Annotated in this window: 14 protein-coding genes; 5 read left to right on the top strand and 9 right to left on the bottom strand. The window is 68.0% G+C overall.

Going from position 1 to position 14,675, the window contains the following annotated elements:
• Positions 1–70: 70 nt before the first annotated feature.
• On the top strand, positions 71–1,462 hold the full coding sequence (locus ELI80_RS13970) for a formimidoylglutamate deiminase (RefSeq protein ID WP_136652710.1): 1,392 nt from the start codon (positions 71–73) through the stop codon (positions 1,460–1,462).
• Between the two features lie 6 nt (positions 1,463–1,468).
• Here the strand turns inward: ELI80_RS13970 and hutC are convergent, their stop codons facing one another.
• Positions 1,469–2,164 carry a histidine utilization transcriptional repressor HutC gene (hutC, locus tag ELI80_RS13965; protein WP_236641508.1) on the bottom strand — a complete coding sequence of 232 codons (696 nt, stop codon included), beginning with the start codon at positions 2,162–2,164 and terminating at the stop codon, positions 1,469–1,471.
• Positions 2,165–2,355: 191 nt separating this feature from the next.
• Between hutC and ELI80_RS13960 the strand changes: the two genes are divergently transcribed.
• From ELI80_RS13960 to ELI80_RS13950, 3 genes are all read left to right on the top strand, one after another.
• On the top strand, positions 2,356–2,814 hold the full coding sequence (locus ELI80_RS13960; RefSeq protein WP_136652661.1) for a MarR family winged helix-turn-helix transcriptional regulator: 459 nt from the start codon (positions 2,356–2,358) through the stop codon (positions 2,812–2,814).
• A gap of 188 nt (positions 2,815–3,002) precedes the next feature.
• Positions 3,003–4,058: an HlyD family secretion protein gene (locus tag ELI80_RS13955; RefSeq protein ID WP_236641507.1), complete on the top strand. Its 1,056-nt coding sequence runs from the start codon at positions 3,003–3,005 to the stop codon at positions 4,056–4,058.
• The gene (locus tag ELI80_RS13950; RefSeq protein WP_236641506.1) at positions 4,055–5,596 is read left to right on the top strand and encodes a DHA2 family efflux MFS transporter permease subunit; all 1,542 of its coding nucleotides are present in this window, start codon (positions 4,055–4,057) and stop codon (positions 5,594–5,596) included. Before ELI80_RS13955 ends, ELI80_RS13950 begins: the two co-directional genes overlap by 4 nt.
• A 182-nt stretch (positions 5,597–5,778) precedes the next feature.
• On the opposite strand, the gene ELI80_RS13945 is transcribed toward ELI80_RS13950, so the two are convergent.
• Genes ELI80_RS13945 through dctP form a run of 3 tightly spaced genes read right to left on the bottom strand, consistent with a single transcriptional unit; the run spans position 5,779 to position 8,644 of the window.
• Positions 5,779–7,089, bottom strand: coding sequence for a TRAP transporter large permease (locus tag ELI80_RS13945; protein ID WP_136652659.1), 1,311 nt, complete (start codon positions 7,087–7,089; stop codon positions 5,779–5,781).
• Positions 7,090–7,092: 3 nt separating this feature from the next.
• On the bottom strand, positions 7,093–7,593 hold the full coding sequence (locus ELI80_RS13940; protein ID WP_136652658.1) for a TRAP transporter small permease: 501 nt from the start codon (positions 7,591–7,593) through the stop codon (positions 7,093–7,095).
• A gap of 25 nt (positions 7,594–7,618) precedes the next feature.
• Positions 7,619–8,644 (bottom strand): TRAP transporter substrate-binding protein DctP, encoded by a 1,026-nt coding sequence (gene dctP / locus ELI80_RS13935; protein ID WP_136652657.1) that lies wholly within the window; start codon positions 8,642–8,644, stop codon positions 7,619–7,621.
• A 152-nt stretch (positions 8,645–8,796) separates the two neighbouring features.
• Between dctP and ELI80_RS13930 the strand changes: the two genes are divergently transcribed.
• A complete protein-coding gene (locus tag ELI80_RS13930) occupies positions 8,797–9,732 on the top strand; it encodes a LysR family transcriptional regulator (protein WP_136652656.1) in 936 nt (311 codons plus the stop codon).
• Here the strand turns inward: ELI80_RS13930 and ELI80_RS13925 are convergent.
• From ELI80_RS13925 to ELI80_RS13905, 5 genes are read right to left on the bottom strand one after another with little or no spacing between them, the layout of a single operon-like run.
• Positions 9,664–10,980, bottom strand: coding sequence for a Zn-dependent hydrolase (locus tag ELI80_RS13925; protein WP_136652655.1), 1,317 nt, complete (start codon positions 10,978–10,980; stop codon positions 9,664–9,666). The genes ELI80_RS13930 and ELI80_RS13925 overlap by 69 nt on opposite strands.
• Positions 10,981–11,011: 31 nt before the next feature.
• Positions 11,012–12,286 carry a TRAP transporter large permease gene (locus tag ELI80_RS13920; protein ID WP_136652654.1) on the bottom strand — a complete coding sequence of 425 codons (1,275 nt, stop codon included), beginning with the start codon at positions 12,284–12,286 and terminating at the stop codon, positions 11,012–11,014.
• Positions 12,283–12,744 carry a TRAP transporter small permease gene (locus ELI80_RS13915; RefSeq protein ID WP_136652653.1) on the bottom strand — a complete coding sequence of 154 codons (462 nt, stop codon included), beginning with the start codon at positions 12,742–12,744 and terminating at the stop codon, positions 12,283–12,285. Before ELI80_RS13915 ends, ELI80_RS13920 begins: the two co-directional genes overlap by 4 nt.
• Complete coding sequence (locus ELI80_RS13910; RefSeq protein WP_136652652.1) at positions 12,741–13,115, bottom strand: cupin domain-containing protein; 375 nt, start codon at positions 13,113–13,115, stop codon at positions 12,741–12,743. The genes ELI80_RS13915 and ELI80_RS13910 overlap by 4 nt, the downstream gene beginning before the upstream one ends.
• Positions 13,112–14,095 (bottom strand): TRAP transporter substrate-binding protein, encoded by a 984-nt coding sequence (locus tag ELI80_RS13905; protein ID WP_136652651.1) that lies wholly within the window; start codon positions 14,093–14,095, stop codon positions 13,112–13,114. The genes ELI80_RS13910 and ELI80_RS13905 overlap by 4 nt, the downstream gene beginning before the upstream one ends.
• Between the last annotated feature and the right edge of the window lie 580 nt (positions 14,096–14,675).

Genomic DNA, 14,675 nt, shown 5'->3' with positions numbered 1-14,675 from the left:
AAAGCTGATGCATTCACATCATTATGATTGCGCATAACACTGTCAAGCGGGTGATGGCATGAGCGGAGACATGGCGACGATCCGGGCCGGGCAGGCGCTGCTTCCCGACGGGTGGGCGCGCGACGTGGCGGTCACGGTTGGCGCGGACGGGCGGATCGCCTCCGTCGCCCGCGGCGGGTTCGCGGCCGGGACGCCCTCCGGCAGCACCGCCGCCGCCCGCGCCGGGGTCCTGCTGCCCGCCCCCGCCAACAGCCACAGCCACGCCTTCCAGCGCGCCATCGCCGGGCTGACGGAACGTCGCGGCGCGGGCCCTGGCGGCTTCTCCGACAGCTTCTGGACCTGGCGCGAGCTGATGTACCGCTTCGTGGCCACCATCACGCCCGACCAGGTGCAGGCCATCGCTGCCTTCGTGCAGATGGAGATGCTGGAGGCGGGCTTCGGCACGAACGTCGAGTTCCACTACCTTCATCACGGGTTCGGCGGGCAGCCCTACGACAACCTGCCCGAGATGTCGGACCGGATCGCCGCCGCCGCCGCGCAAAGCGGGATCGGGCTGACGCTGCTGCCGGTGATGTACCAGTTCGGGGGCTGCGACGGGCGCCCGCTCGGCGGCGGGCAGCTGCGGTTCGGAAACGACCTCGAGCAGTTCGCCCGGCTGGTCGAGGGCGCGCGGTCCGCCGTCGCGGTCCTGCCGGACGGGCGCGTCGGCGTCGCGCCGCATTCGCTGCGCGCGGTCGCACCGCGCGACTTCGCGGCGCTGAGTGCGCTGACGGACGGGCCGCTGCACATGCACCTGGCCGAGCAGAAGGCCGAGGTGGCCGAGGTGCAGGCGGCCTGCGGCGCGCGCCCCGTGGAATGGGCGCTCGCCAACCTCGACCTGTCGCCGCGCTGGTGCCTGATCCACCTGACCCAGATGCTCCCGCACGAGACCGAGGCGCTGGCCCGCACCGGGGCGGTCGCGGGGCTGTGCCCGCTGACCGAGGCGTCGCTGGGCGACGGCATCTTCGACGGCGTGCGCTGGACGGGCGCGGGCGGCGCGGTCTCGGTCGGGTCGGACAGCAACATCCGCATCTCGCTGGCCGAGGAGATGCGCCAGCTCGACACCAGCCAGCGGCTGCGTGATCACAGCCGCGCGGCCCTGGCGACGGCTGAGCTTTCGACCGGCCGCCGCGTCTTCGAGAGCGCGGCCGCCGGCGGGGCGCAGGCCGCGGGGCGCGGCGCCGGAACGATCGCGGTCGGCCAGCCCGCCGACCTCATGGCGCTGGACATGGCCCATGTCGATCTCGAGGGGCTGGCCGGCGACACCATCCTGGACAGCTTCGCCTTCGCCGGCGGCAGCGACATGGTCGCCGATGTCTGGGCGGGGGGGCGGCACGTCGTGCAGGGCGGCCGCCACGTCGCGCGCGAGGACATCACCGCCGCCTATCGCCGCGCGGTCCGCGACCTTCGCGCCTCGGCCTGAGCGGTCTCAGTAGCGCGTCGTCATCCGGTGGCCCCGGCGATAGACCATCCGCACGAAGGTCACGGCGCGGGTTTCCCATTCCGTCTGCCGCTCGATGCAGAACAGCGCGTCGCCGGGGTTGCAGTCGAGATGCTGGGCCTGCTGCTCGGTCGCGTCGGCGGCGGAAAAGCTGATCTCGGCGCGCGTGAACGGCACCTGCCGCACGAGCCATTCGTTCGGGCTGATCTCGGTGAAGTCGGCGGTTCGGGCATCGGGAACAGCGAGAAGGCTGATCCAGCGATCCTCGAACTGGTAGGGATTGCCGTCGGCGAAATGCATGCAGACGACGTGGCGCACCTCTGCCTTTTCAGGCAGGCTCATCCGCGCGCGCAGGAAATCCGGGGGAACGACGACCTGCGACCGGACGAGGGCGTAGCGGTAGACGGCGCCCGCTTCCTCGATCTCGGACCGCACGATGGGGATGCCGAAGCGCGCCTGCCGGACGGGCGACAGCCGCACCCGCGTCCCGGTCTTGCGCCGCCGCTCGACGATGCCGTCGTCGGCAAGCTCGCGCATGGCGCGGCTGACCGTGGCGCGGGCGGATCCGTAGTGGGCCGCGAGTTCGGTTTCGGCCGGAAGGCGGCTGCCGAGCGGCCATTCCTGCGCCTGGATGCGGCCAAGGATGTCGGCCTTGATCTCTCGATAGGTCGAAAGCGTCGACATGGGCCGGCCCGCCATTTGCGCAGGGTTTACAGCATCAATGTCAAGCAAATGGGCGGCAAGGTCAACGACCGGCTGTCCGAACATGATCGCGCCTTCGGACGCGGAACGGAAATTCAACCTTTTATCCAACGCGCGCATTCTCGTGCAACGCCAGGCTTGCATAACATAAGCATGCTTAGTATATCCGCTCGATGCCGCAGTCTCTCGTTGCCCTTCTTCACCACTCCAGCCGGGCGCTCAGGCGCTCGATCGAGGAGCGTACCCGCGACAAGGCTTTGACGTCGACCCAGTGGCGGCTGCTCGTCGTGCTCGGCAAGCGCGGCCCGATGCGGCAGGCCCGGCTTGCCGAGGTGCTGGACATCGAACCGATCAGCGTCTCGCGGCTGATCAACCGGATGGTGCAGGCGGGTTGGGTGGAGCGAGCGCCCGACCCCGACGATCGCCGGGCCTGCCTGGTCCATCCGACGGCGCGCGCGAAGGCTTCGCTGGCCGGTCTAGGCGACGTGGCGCAGGCCGCCGACGAGGTCGCGTTGACGGGCTTCAGCGCCGACGAGCGCGCCACGCTGATCTCGCTGCTGACGCGGCTGAACGACAACCTGAACGGTGCGGACACGGCGATGCCTGCCGCACCCGATCGCGCAAGGGAATGACGATGACTGCCCCCCGCACCGAAGCGGCGACACCCGCCGACGATCCTGCCTCCGCAGCGCCCCCGCCTGCAAATACCTCGCCTGCAAATACCTCGCCTGCAAATACCCCGCCCGCAGATCCCCCCTCCGCAGCGCAGCCGGTCGTCGCCGGCCGGGCGCGGCGTGGCGGGATGGGGCGGCGGCTTCTGATGCTGTCCCTGCCCGTCGCCCTGATCCTGGGCGGGGGCTACGTGTGGCTGAGCGGCGGCCGGTACGAGGAGACCGAGAACGCCAACCTGCACCAGGCGCGGATGCTGCTGGCATCAGATCTTTCGGGCCGCGTGGTCGAGGCAGAGACCGCCGAGAACCGCCACGTGAAGGCCGGCGACCTGCTGTTCCGCGTGGACCCGGAGCCGTATCGCATCGCACTGGCTCAGGCCGACGCGGCGGTCGCGGCGGCGAGGGTCCAGGTCCGGCAGCTCAAGGCGGCGCACGCATCCGCGCTCACCCAGCGAAATCTGGCGCGGTCGAACCTGGGCTTTGCCGAAACCGAGGCGGGCAGGCAGGCGCAACTGACACGACGGGGGGTCGCGACCACCGCGGCGCTGGACGAGATCAACAACCGGCTTGAACAGGCCCGGCAGGCGCTCGCCACGTCCGAGGTCGGGGTCGAGGCCGCGGCAGCCGCGCTGGGGGGCGATCCCGGTGCGGAAATCGACGCGCACCCCCTGGTCCAGCAGGCCGTCGCCGCGCGCGAGAAGGCGGCCTACACGCTCGGGCAGACCGAAGTGCGGGCGCCCGCCGACGGTGTCCTGACGCAGGCGTCGTCCTTCCGCCCGGGCCAGTTCGTCGCTGCCGGAACGCCGCTGTTTTCGCTGATCGCCACCGGCGACGCCTGGGTGGACGCCAACTTCAAGGAAACCCAGCTGGCGGGGATCGCCCCCGGCCAGCCGGCCGAGGTCAGCTTCGACGCCTTCCCGGACCGCAGCTACACCGCCACGGTCGCGGACGTGGGGGCCGGGACCGGGGCAGAATTCTCGCTGCTGCCGGCGCAGAACGCCACCGGCAACTGGGTCAAGGTCACGCAGCGGGTACCCGTGCGGCTGCTGCTGACGGATGGCCAGGACGTGGCCGCGCTGCGCTCGGGGATGAGCGCCACGGTGTCGGTGGACACGGGCCGGCAGACTGGGCTCGACCAGTTGTGGATGCGCGCTGCCGCGGCAGAGGCGGGCGCCCGCGACTGGGTCGGGGATCACCGGCGGTGAGCGCCGCGCCTGCGGTGTCGAAGCCGCTCGTCGAGGTTCACAACAAGGGCCTGATCACGCTGTCGATCATGCTCGCGACGATCATGCAGGTGCTGGACACCACGATCGCCAACGTGGCGCTGCCGTCGATGCAGTCGGACCTCGGCGCCTCGGCCGACACGATCAACTGGGTGCTGACGTCCTATATCGTCGCCGCGGCGATCGTTACAGCGCTGACCGGGTGGATGGCCGACCGGCTGGGGCGCAAGCGGCTGTTCCTGATCTCGGTCGCGGGCTTCGTCGCGGCCTCGGTCGCCTGCGGGCTCAGCTGGTCGCTGACCTCGATGGTCGCTTTCCGCGTGATGCAGGGCATGTTCGGCGCCGCCATCGTGCCGTTGGCGCAGACCTTCATGCTGGACATCAACCCGCGCGAAAAGCAGGGCCAGGCCATGGCCATGTGGGGCGCGGGGATCATGGTCGGGCCGATCATCGGCCCCACCCTCGGCAGCTGGCTGACCGAAAGCTTCGACTGGCGCTGGGTGTTCTTCATCAACGTGCCGGTCGGGATCGTGGCCTTCCTGGGCTGCGCCGCCAACCTGCCGGAACGGCCGCTGGTGCGGCGGCGCTTCGACCTGTTCGGCTTCGCGTTCATCGCGCTCGGCGTCGGCGCGCTGCAGATGATGCTGGACCGCGGGGCGGAACTCGACTGGTTCGCCTCGCCCGAGGTCTGGATCGAGCTGGGCCTGGCGCTCATCGGCTTCTGGGTGGCGACGATCCACATCGCCACCGCCGACCAGCCGTTCCTGAACCCGAGGATGTTCGCCGACTTCAATTTCGTCGCCGCGCTGGTGATGATCTTCGTCATCGGCATGGTGCTGATGGCGTCCATGGCGCTGCTGCCGCCGATGCTGTCGCGCATCTACGGCTATCCGGTGATGACGACCGGCATGGTCATGGCGCCGCGCGGCATCGGGACGATGCTGTCGATGGTGCTGGTCGGGCGGCTGGTGCGGGTCGTCGACCCGCGGCTGCTGATCGCCACCGGTCTCGGCCTGACGGCCTATTCGCTGCACCTGATGACGCAATTCTCGCCGATCATGGGCAGCGGGCCGTTCGTCACCTCGGGCGTGCTGCAGGGAATCGGCATGGGACTGGTCTTCGTGCCGCTGTCCACGACCGCCTTCGCCACGATGGCGCCAGCGCTGCGGGCAGACGCGACGGCGCTGTTCAGCTTGGTGCGGAACATCGGCTCGTCCATCGGCATCTCGATCGTGGGGTTCCTGCTGACGCGCAACATCCAGGTGAACCACACCGAGCTGGTCTCGGGCCTGACCGCGACTGCGCCGGAGGTCGTCCGCCTGCAGCCCATGCTGGAAGCGATGCCGGGGGGCGGGGCATGGGGTCTGCTGGACGGCATGGTGGTGCAGCAATCGCTGATGATCGGCTATCTGGACGATTTCCTGGTGATGATGTGGCTGTGCATCGCCGTGCTGCCATTGACGCTGATCCTGCGCCGTCCGCAGGCCGCGACCCCCGCCGCCGCGGTCCATGCGGAATAGCAGCGAGCGTGCCGGCGGCGCTTCCCCGGCGCCCTGGCCTGCGCCGGGTGCCGGCCGCCCTGCTTTCCCGTTCCGGGGAAGGCTGCCGGACTGAGAACCTGCTGGGCGCAGGCCGGGCGCTGGCGGCCCGGCCCGGTTCCCCCTGCGCCGTGCCGGGGAAGCCCCGCGGCGGCGATTGCTCGTCAGACCAGACCCGGCAGCCACGTCACCAGCCTCGGCACCAGCGCGAACAGCACCAGCCCGATGAGGTAGCACGCCACCATCGGGATCGCGGCGGAAAAGATCATCGGCATCTTCAGCCACGGGGCCGATCCCTTGGCGGCGAACAGGTTGTATCCGAACGGCGGGGTCAGGCTGCCGACGGCGAGGTTGATGAGGAACAGCGTCCAGAACCAGACCGGGTCATAGCCGTACAGCTTGACCAGCGGCGCATAGATCGGGACGACCACCATCATGAACGCGATCTGGTCGATGAACATGCAGGCCACCAGCGGGATCAGCATCAGGACCAGCAGCATCAGCATCGGCCCGGCATCGAAGGCGGTGGCGGCCTCGACCAGGCCGGCGGTCGCGCCGGTGAACGACAGGAGCTGGCTGAAGAACTTGGAACAGGCGAGGATCGCCACGATCATCGCCGAAATGCCCACCGACGACACCAGCGCCTGCCAGGCCATCCCGAAGCTGAACCGCCGGTAGAACAGCGCGACCAGCACGGCGCCCGCGACGCCCGTCGCCGCCGATTCCGACGGCGTCGCCACGCCCAGCAGGATCAGCCCCATCACCGAGAAGATGATGATCGAAAACGGCAGCATCCGCCCAACCGCGCGCAGTTTGGCCGGGCCGCTGCGGTCGATGCGGTCCTCGTCCGCGGCGGGCGGCGTGAGCGACGGGTCGGCCGCGATCCGCATCAGCGTATAGCCGACGAACAGCGCGGCCAGGATCAGCCCGGGGATGATCCCCGCGATCAGCAGCCGCGCGATCGACACGTCGACCAGCGAGCCGATGATGATGACCATCAGGCTGGGCGGGATGATCGGCGCCAGCCCTGCCCCTCCGAGGATCAGCCCCACCGACAGCTTCTCGTCATAGCCCCGCTCGCGCATCGTCGGCAGCGCCGAGCGGCAGAGCATCGCCGTCACGGCCAGCGCCGATCCGGACAGCGCCCCGAACAGCGTGGAAAGCGCGATCACGAAGAAATACAGCCGCCCCTTGACCCGCCCCATCAGCGTGTCGAGCGAGTCGAAGATGACGTCGATCGATCCCGATCGGAACAGGAGCTCCCCCATCAGCACGAACAGCGCGATGGTGGTCAGTGTCTCGGACGTCACCGTGTCGTAGATGCTGTTGGTGAACATCCCGAAGCCGGCCGTTCCCATCAGCCACAGCGTGCCGGCGACGTTGATCGCGAGGAACGCCGCGAAGACCGGCACGCCCAGCGCGAACAGCACCATGAGCACGCCGATGGCCAGCGCGAGCGCCAGTTGCCAGTCCATCGCTCAGACCTCCTGCCGGGGCGCCGTGTCCCACGGCAGGGATGCGGGCCACAGCGCGGCGCGCAGGTAGTACAGCGCCGTGTTGGTGAAGCCGTAGGTGATGACGGCGGAAATCCAGACCTTGGGGATGCGGACGGCCAGCGCGGTCGTAGTGCCGGACTGGCCCTGCCGCACGGTTTCGGTCCACACCATCCAGGCCGCGGCGACGCAGATCGCGGCGGTCAGCGCCGCCACCTGCCGCCGGTGGGAGTGCCGCCGCGCAGGCGTCATCCGGTCCTCGAGCATGGTGATGGCGATATGGCCGCTCGTGCGCGCCAGTTCCGGCATGCCCAGCATCGCCGAGACGGCCAGCAGATAGGCCACCGCCGACCCCGACCACAGGGTCGGCGCGTTGAAGACGTACCGCATCACCACCTCGACAAGGTAGGAGCCGACGATCCCCAGCAACGCGATCGCGCCAAGGATGAACATCGCGCGGGTGACCGCGTCGTGAAGCCTGAACATCGCCGTCCCTCCGCTCAGGCGGCCGTCACGGGGTCATGCCCTGTTCCTCGGCGATCCTCTTCATCTCGCCGACGACATCGGGCGTCTTCTCAAGCCCGAGCTGCCACACGCCTTCGGTCACCAGCGCGTCGAGGTTGGGCACGTCCTCGGGCGCGAACCGGGTTTCCTGCATCCCCAGTCCCTTCAGCTCGTCCCATTCCTTGACGGCCAGCTCGTCCATCAGGGCGGCGTTGGAGTCCTCCAGCGCCCTGCCCTGGTCCAGCAGCAGGGTCTGTTCGGCAGGCTCCAGCCCGTTGAACCTGTCGAGGTTCATCAGGACGAAGTTGTAGGTCTGCCCGAAGGTCGGCTTCGTGACGTACTTGGCGACCTCGTGCCAGCCCAGTTCCCTGACACCGTTCAGCCCCCACGCCGCGCCGTCGATCACGCCGCGGTCCATCGCCGAATAGACCTCGCCCGAGGACATGAGCACGGGCGCGCCGCCCAGCTTCGTGGTGATGTTGGTATAGGTCGGGCTGCCCCGCAGGCGGCGGCCCTTCAGCGACGGCGCGGCCGTGATCGGCTCCTTCAGCACGTACTGGAATCCCGACGACCCCAGCGGCACGATCGCCAGCAGCTTGAGGCCAAGGCCGTTGTAATGCTTGTCCACCACGTCCCAGATGCCGCTTTCGCGCGTCCTGGCCGGGTCCACTTTGATCGCATCCATTGCCGCGCCCACGCCGGTCGCGTCGGAGTGATAGGCCCCGTGGGTGTAGAGGATGTCGAACACCCCCGCCGCGACCGGCTGAAGCTGTTCCATGGCCGGCACGACGTCCGGTCCCTGCAGGCTGATGGTCGTCTGCCCGTCCGAAGCCTTGCCCACCATGTCGATGTAACGCTGGGCGACATGCTGGGTATAGGCCGCGTTCAGGTTGTAGCTGGTCAGCATCTTCAGGTCCGACGCCTGCGCCGTCGCCGCCAGCAAGAGCGGCAGGGCGGTCGTCGCGGCGGCACGGCAAATCGCGGTAATCCTGAGCGGCATCGGAATCTCCCGGTGGGTGTGGACGGATGTCATGGTCGCTTTCCGACAGTGCGAAGCGGCAATGATTCGTGTCAAATACGTGCAGCCTATGGCAGATATAGGCCAAGCCCCGTGCACCGCGTCGTCCTTGCGGGCCGCCGGTCGCTGGCTGCAACCCGCCACTCATGTCGCCGCCGCAGGACACCATGAATCTCCGTACCGAGCCTTCCGACGTGAACTGGAACCTGCTGCGCACCTTCTGCGTGATCGCGGAGGAAGGCGGCATCACCGCCGCGGCCAGGCGGCTGCGGATGAGCCAGCCGTCCGTCAGCCTGGCGCTGCAACGGCTGGAGGAACAGCTTGGCTGCCAGCTGGTCTTCCGCGGCAGCCGCCACTTCGCGCTGACCCGGCGCGGCGAAGGGGTATATCAGGAATGCGCCGACATCCTGCGCAGCGTGAACCGCATCGCGGAGCTGTCGCAGGACCGCAATGACGAGGCGTTCGGCACCCTGACGCTAAGCGTCATCAGCCGCCTGCGGTCGGGCCTGCTGGACGAGGCGCTGCGCCTGTTCCATCAGCGCAATCCCTCGATCTCGATCCGCATCGAGGTCAGGAACTCGCTCGAGACGGTGCGCCACATCGCCGAGGAAAAGCAGGGCGTGGGCATCTGCCTGCTGGCGAAACCCCTGCCCGGCGTCGCCTGCCGGCTGCTGATGCGCGAGGAGTTCGGGGTGTTCTGCGGGGCCGAGCACCCGCTGTTCGGCCGGTCCGAGGTCGAGGCCCGCGAACTGGCCCGCGAACCCTTCGCCGCCTTCAGCTGCGCGACGGAAGGCATGGGGCTCGAACCCATGGCGCTGCTGCGCGACGGGCTGGGGATCGGCCGGCGGATATCAGCCTCCAGCCACGATCTGGGCGAGATCCGTCGCCTGATCATCGCGGGCATCGGCATCGGCATCCTTCCCGTCGATTCCGTCGCGCAGGAACTGGGAACAGGCCAGATCTGGCGCCTGCACATCGCCGATCACGTGCTGGGCGCCGATGTGTTCATGGTGTTCACCGACAGCGGCCAGCTGTCAGTGGCGGAGCAGCGCTTCGTCGACACGGTCGAGGAGATCAAGGCGATCTACCCCGACATGACCTGAAGCCTTCGCACGGTCCGCGCGACGGACCACGGCGTGCAGCAGGATGTTCAGCCCGGCCAGGAAATCCCCGGGCTCGCAGGATTCCAGATTGTTGTGGGTGATGCCGCCCTTGCAGGGCGTGAAGATCATCGCCGTCGGGCAATGCAGCGCCATGTGATAGGCGTCATGGCCCGCCTGGGACTGGATGTCGCGCCAGTTCCAGCCCTGCCGCACCGCCTCGTCCCGGACGATCGAGATCAGCTCGGCGTCGAAGATGTCGCCGCCCCAGTCCCATTCGTCCTCGATGTCCACGTCGCATCCTGCCATCGCCGCGGCGGCATGCGCGGCGCGGCGCATCTTTTCGGCCATGACGCGCGCGGTGATCGGGTCGGGATGGCGCACGTCGGCGACGCATTGGGCGGACTCGGACAGGATGCCGGGCTTGTTCGGCCAGGCCGCCAGCCGCGATCCGGTCGCCTTGCCGTCATGGACGGCGAATTCCCAGCCGATGTCGTCCACCGCCGTCAGCCAGCGCGCCCCGGCGATCAGCGCGTTGTGGCGCAGATCCATCGGGGTCGGGCCGGTATGGGCGGTCTGGCCCTGGAACATGACCCGCATGCCGAAGCTGGGATAGCCGCCGGTCACGACACCGACCTGGCGCCTTTCCACGTCGAGGATCGGACCCTGTTCGATATGCAGTTCGAAATACGCGTCCGTCGGCCCGCCCATGTCCGCATCCCCGGCATAGCCGATCCGCGCCAGCTCATCGCCGAACCGCGCGCCGTCGTCCGAGATCAGGTCATGCGCCCAGTCCAGATCGTACTTCCCGGCAAACACGCCAGAGGCGACCATCGGGGGCGAGAAGCGCGCGCCCTCCTCGTTCGTCCAGTTCGCCACGACGATCGGCCGCCGCGTCACGTGGCCGGCATCGTTCAGGGTGCGCACGACCTCCAGCCCGGCGAGAACCCCGGCGATGCCGTCGAAGCGGCCGCCGTTGATCTGGGTGTCCAGGTGGCTTCCGATCATCACCGGCGGCAGGGTGTCGTCCGTGCCCTCGCGGCGCGCGAAGATGCTGCCCATCGGGTCGATCGCGACGGTCAGGCCCGCGTCCCGGCTCCAGCCTACGAACAGATCGCGCATCTCCCGGTCCTCGTCGGTCAGGGTCAGCCGCGACAGCCCGCCCGGACGTCCGGGACCGATCTTGGCCGAAGCCTCGATCGTGGTCCAGAAGCGGTCGAGATCGACCCGCGCTTGGGCAGAGAAGCTCATCTGTATTGCCTTTCGTGCGGCGTGCCCGGCGTCAGCCGATCACCCCGGTGATGATCTGCGGGAAGAGAACCAGCAGGAACAGGACGGCGACCATCGCGCCGAGGAACGGAAGCAGGTACCGGAAAGAAGCCGACATCGGGATGCCGGCCGTCCGGCACGCCGCCATCAGGTCGATGCCCAGCGGCGGCGTGTTCGCCCCGATCGCCAGGTTCACGCACAGCAGGATGCCGAAATAGACCGGATCGATCTGGTAGGCGGCAAGGACCGGCATGAACACCGGCGCCAGGATCAGGATGATCGCCAGCGATTCCATGAACGTGCCGAGCACGAGGACCGCCACCATCATCAGCACCAGCGCAACCAGGGCACTGTCGGTCAGGCCGAGGATGGCGTTGACGGCCAGTTGGGGCACCTGCTCGGCGGCAAGGATCCAGCCGAATATCGACGCCGCCGCGATCACGATCAGGATGGCGCCCGTCATCTCGGTCGTCTCGCGGAGGATGTCGCCGATCACGCGCCAGGTCAGCGTGCGGTAGAACAGCCCGCCAACGATCAGCGCATAGGCCACGCCTGCGCCCGCCGCTTCGGTCGGGGTGAACACGCCGGCGCGGATCCCGCCGACGATGATGATGGGTGCGATCATCGCCGGAATGGCGTCGACGAACGCCCTTCCCAGTTCGCCCGCGCGCACGGCTTCGGTGCCCTTCCAGCCCTTCTTGCGGGATATCCACCAGGCCACCGCGATCAGCGCCGCGCCCAGCAGCAGGCCCGGAATGATCGCGCCGACGAAAAGGTCGCCGATCGAGCTGTTGGTCGCGGTGCCGTAGACGATCAGCACGATCGACGGCGGGATGACCGTGCCCAGCGAGCCGGCGCATCCCAGCGCCGCCGCCGAGAACGCCGGGTCATAGCCACGCGCCTTCATCGAGGGCAGCATCATCGTGCCGATGGCCACGACATCGGCGACGCCCGATCCCGAAAGCGACCCGAACATCATGCAGGCGGCGACCATGACGATGGCCAGCCCGCCGGTCGTGCGGCCGACCATGGCGGCGAACAGATTGACGATGCGGGGGGCCAGTCCCCCATGGACCATCAGCAGCCCCGCCATCAGGAACAGCGGAATGGCCAGCAGCGTGAAGCTGTCGATGCCCGCGATCATCCGTTGCGCCACGACCATCATGGGCGCCATGTCGGCCACCGCGAGATAGACGGCTGACGCAAGGCCAAGGGCGACCGCGATCGGCGCGTCGATCAGCACCAGCAGGGCGAAGCTGCCCAGCAGCAGGGCGAGTTCCAAGCTCATTTCCCGAACTCCGCCGCGATCAGCCCGACGAGCGAGGCTACCGCGCCCACGGGCAGCGCGGCATAGAAAAGCCCGCCCGGCAGGCCAAGCGCCGTCGATGCGTGATCCCAGGTGAACAGAGTGATCTGCCATCCCGTCACCGCCAGCAGCACCAGGAAGGCCGCGCTTGCCAGGCGCGCCGTCATCCGTGCCGCGCGCAGCGCGGCGGGGCTGCGCATGACGAAGGGAAGGATGCCCGCCTCGAAATGCGACCCGCGGATGAAGGCCGACACCACGCCCAGCCACGTCACCCAGATCAGGATCAGGCGCGGCAGCTCCTCGGACCAGCGGGGCGTGATGCCCAGGGCATAGCGCGAGAACACGACCCACGTGACCGTCGCCGCAAGCACCGCGACACCGATCCCGCCAACGGCGCGCGCGGCCCCGTCGAGCGCCCCGGAAAGGCCGTGCCCGCTCATGCCTTGCCCCCGTGCAACGGCACGCAGAGCTGGCATTCGTCGCAATAGGCGGCGACCACGACCCATTCGTCGGACAGCACCTCGACCTCGTGCACGACGCCCGGCGGCAGGCGCAGCGCCGTGCCCGCTGTCATGTGGTATTCCCGCCCGCAGGCACGCAGGACCGCCTCGCCGCGGAGCGTCAGCGTGACTTCATCGCGCGGATGGGAATGCGCCACGCTGCGCGCGCCCCTGCGGCCGGTGGTGACCGCAAGCTTGATGAAGCCCTCGCCGCGCTCCTTCGGCGAAAAGACGGTCTTCTGGCTGAAATCGAACAGGGGAGCCGGCTCGATCTCGTCCAGATGACGGATTTCGGGCAGGGCCTGGGTCACTGGCGGTACTTCTCGACCAGCGCCATCAGGTCGTCCCCGAACACCGAGGCGTTGTTGTCCCACACCGGCTTCACGGCTGCCTCGAACGCGGCCTTGTCGACCTCGTTGAAGACCATCCCCTTGGCCTCGAGATTCCTGATCGTCTCGGCGGTGCCGTCCGTGACCATCTGGCGCTGCTTCGCGCCCCAGTCCTTTGCGGCCGCCTCGACGATCTGCTGCTGTTCGGGCGTCAGCTTGTCCCAGACCGGTTTCGACAGGACCAGCGCCGCGGCGCCCCAGACGTGTTCGGTCTTGGAAACGTATTTCTGCACGTCGAAGAAGGACGACGACTCGATCACCGCCAGCGGGTTTTCCTGCGCGTCGAACACGCCCTGCTGCAACGCCGAATACAGCTCGCCAAAGGCCAGCGGCGCCGGCTGCGCGCCCAGCGCCTCGAACGTTTCGAGCCTCACCTTGTCGGGGGTCACCCGGATCTTGAGCCCTTCCAGATCGGCGGGCGTCGCGATCGGGCGTTTCGAGTTGGTGACATCACGGAACCCGTTTTCCCACCACGCCAGGACCTTGATGCCCTTCTCCTCCAGCAGCCCGCCCAGGGCGGAGCCCAACTCGCCGTCCAGCGCGGCAAAGGCCTTTTCGCGCGTCGGCCACGCATAGGGCATCTCGATGATGCCCAGCTTTGGTTCGACGGCCTGGAACGACCCGGCCCCGATGATCCCGCCCTGGACAGAACCGAACTGAAGCCCCTCGATCACGTCCTTTTCCGCGCCGAGCTGACCGCCCGGGAAGATCTCGACCTTCACCTCGCCTGCGGTTTTGTCGGCCACGTCCTTGGCAAAGCCCTGCGCGGCGATGTGCCAGCTGTGGCTGTCGGCCAGCACATGGCCGATGCGGACCGTAGTCTCGGCAAAAGCGGGAACAGCCGCGCCTGCCAGCAGAACCGAAAGCGCCCCTGCCAAGCGGCCGCGATGAAATACCTTCATTGTCGTCATCCTCCCCAATGGCGATACGGCGGCAGGATGGCAGTCGCGACCGTGGCTGACAAATAGGCGGCGCCTATCGCTTCCATTGACCGGCCATGAGACGTCGTGACCTGAAGTCGCGGCCGTCGCCGCGCAGGGTCGAACGGACTGCTTTTCAGTACAACAATGTAACGTGGAAGCAGACGGAGCCGAGATCTGTGAGCTTAGGCGCTGAGACCGAGACACAGCTTCCCGTGCCAAGGGCACCTGCGGTGCGTGACCTCCAAACGGCCGGACCGCCGAGTGCGTCATCATGCGTGTGGTTCGAGACGGGTCCCGGTCGGCTGCGATACTTGTCAGTGTCGCTCGACATGGGATGTCAGACGACATCGGCTGCTATCTCAAGTCAAAATTTATCCAATTGATTTCGTTACAATATTTTTACATCGCGACATCACTATTTATCTCAGACGACATGCGAAATCATCTCAATTCGGCTCACTGCCAAGGTTTAATCCTCGTCTCTAGAGCCAAATTCCTTTGCTTTCCAGCCCTTTAACAGGCTGCTGATTTAGTCAGGACTGGGCGGAACGTTTTCCTC

This window comes from Paracoccus aeridis (genome assembly GCF_004923205.2).
Lineage (GTDB): Bacteria > Pseudomonadota > Alphaproteobacteria > Rhodobacterales > Rhodobacteraceae > Paracoccus > Paracoccus aeridis.
Note: the sequence above shows the minus strand (reverse complement) of the source record. Positions and strands in the feature narration are given on the sequence as shown.

Excerpts from the sequence above, each read along its gene's own strand:
- ELI80_RS13925 (WP_136652655.1), bottom strand. The coding sequence starts at position 10,980 with ATGAGCTTCTCTGCCCAAGCGCGGGTCGATCTCGACCGCTTCTGGACC.
- ELI80_RS13920 (WP_136652654.1), bottom strand. The coding sequence starts at position 12,286 with ATGAGCTTGGAACTCGCCCTGCTGCTGGGCAGCTTCGCCCTGCTGGTG.
- ELI80_RS13955 (WP_236641507.1), top strand. The coding sequence starts at position 3,003 with ATGCTGTCCCTGCCCGTCGCCCTGATCCTGGGCGGGGGCTACGTGTGG.
- hutC (WP_236641508.1), bottom strand. The coding sequence starts at position 2,164 with ATGTCGACGCTTTCGACCTATCGAGAGATCAAGGCCGACATCCTTGGC.
- ELI80_RS13940 (WP_136652658.1), bottom strand. The coding sequence starts at position 7,593 with ATGTTCAGGCTTCACGACGCGGTCACCCGCGCGATGTTCATCCTTGGC.
- ELI80_RS13945 (WP_136652659.1), bottom strand. The coding sequence starts at position 7,089 with ATGGACTGGCAACTGGCGCTCGCGCTGGCCATCGGCGTGCTCATGGTG.
- ELI80_RS13930 (WP_136652656.1), top strand. The coding sequence starts at position 8,797 with ATGAATCTCCGTACCGAGCCTTCCGACGTGAACTGGAACCTGCTGCGC.
- ELI80_RS13915 (WP_136652653.1), bottom strand. The coding sequence starts at position 12,744 with ATGAGCGGGCACGGCCTTTCCGGGGCGCTCGACGGGGCCGCGCGCGCC.
- ELI80_RS13905 (WP_136652651.1), bottom strand. The coding sequence starts at position 14,095 with ATGAAGGTATTTCATCGCGGCCGCTTGGCAGGGGCGCTTTCGGTTCTG.
- ELI80_RS13960 (WP_136652661.1), top strand. The coding sequence starts at position 2,356 with ATGCCGCAGTCTCTCGTTGCCCTTCTTCACCACTCCAGCCGGGCGCTC.
- ELI80_RS13970 (WP_136652710.1), top strand. The coding sequence starts at position 71 with ATGGCGACGATCCGGGCCGGGCAGGCGCTGCTTCCCGACGGGTGGGCG.
- dctP (WP_136652657.1), bottom strand. The coding sequence starts at position 8,644 with ATGACATCCGTCCACACCCACCGGGAGATTCCGATGCCGCTCAGGATT.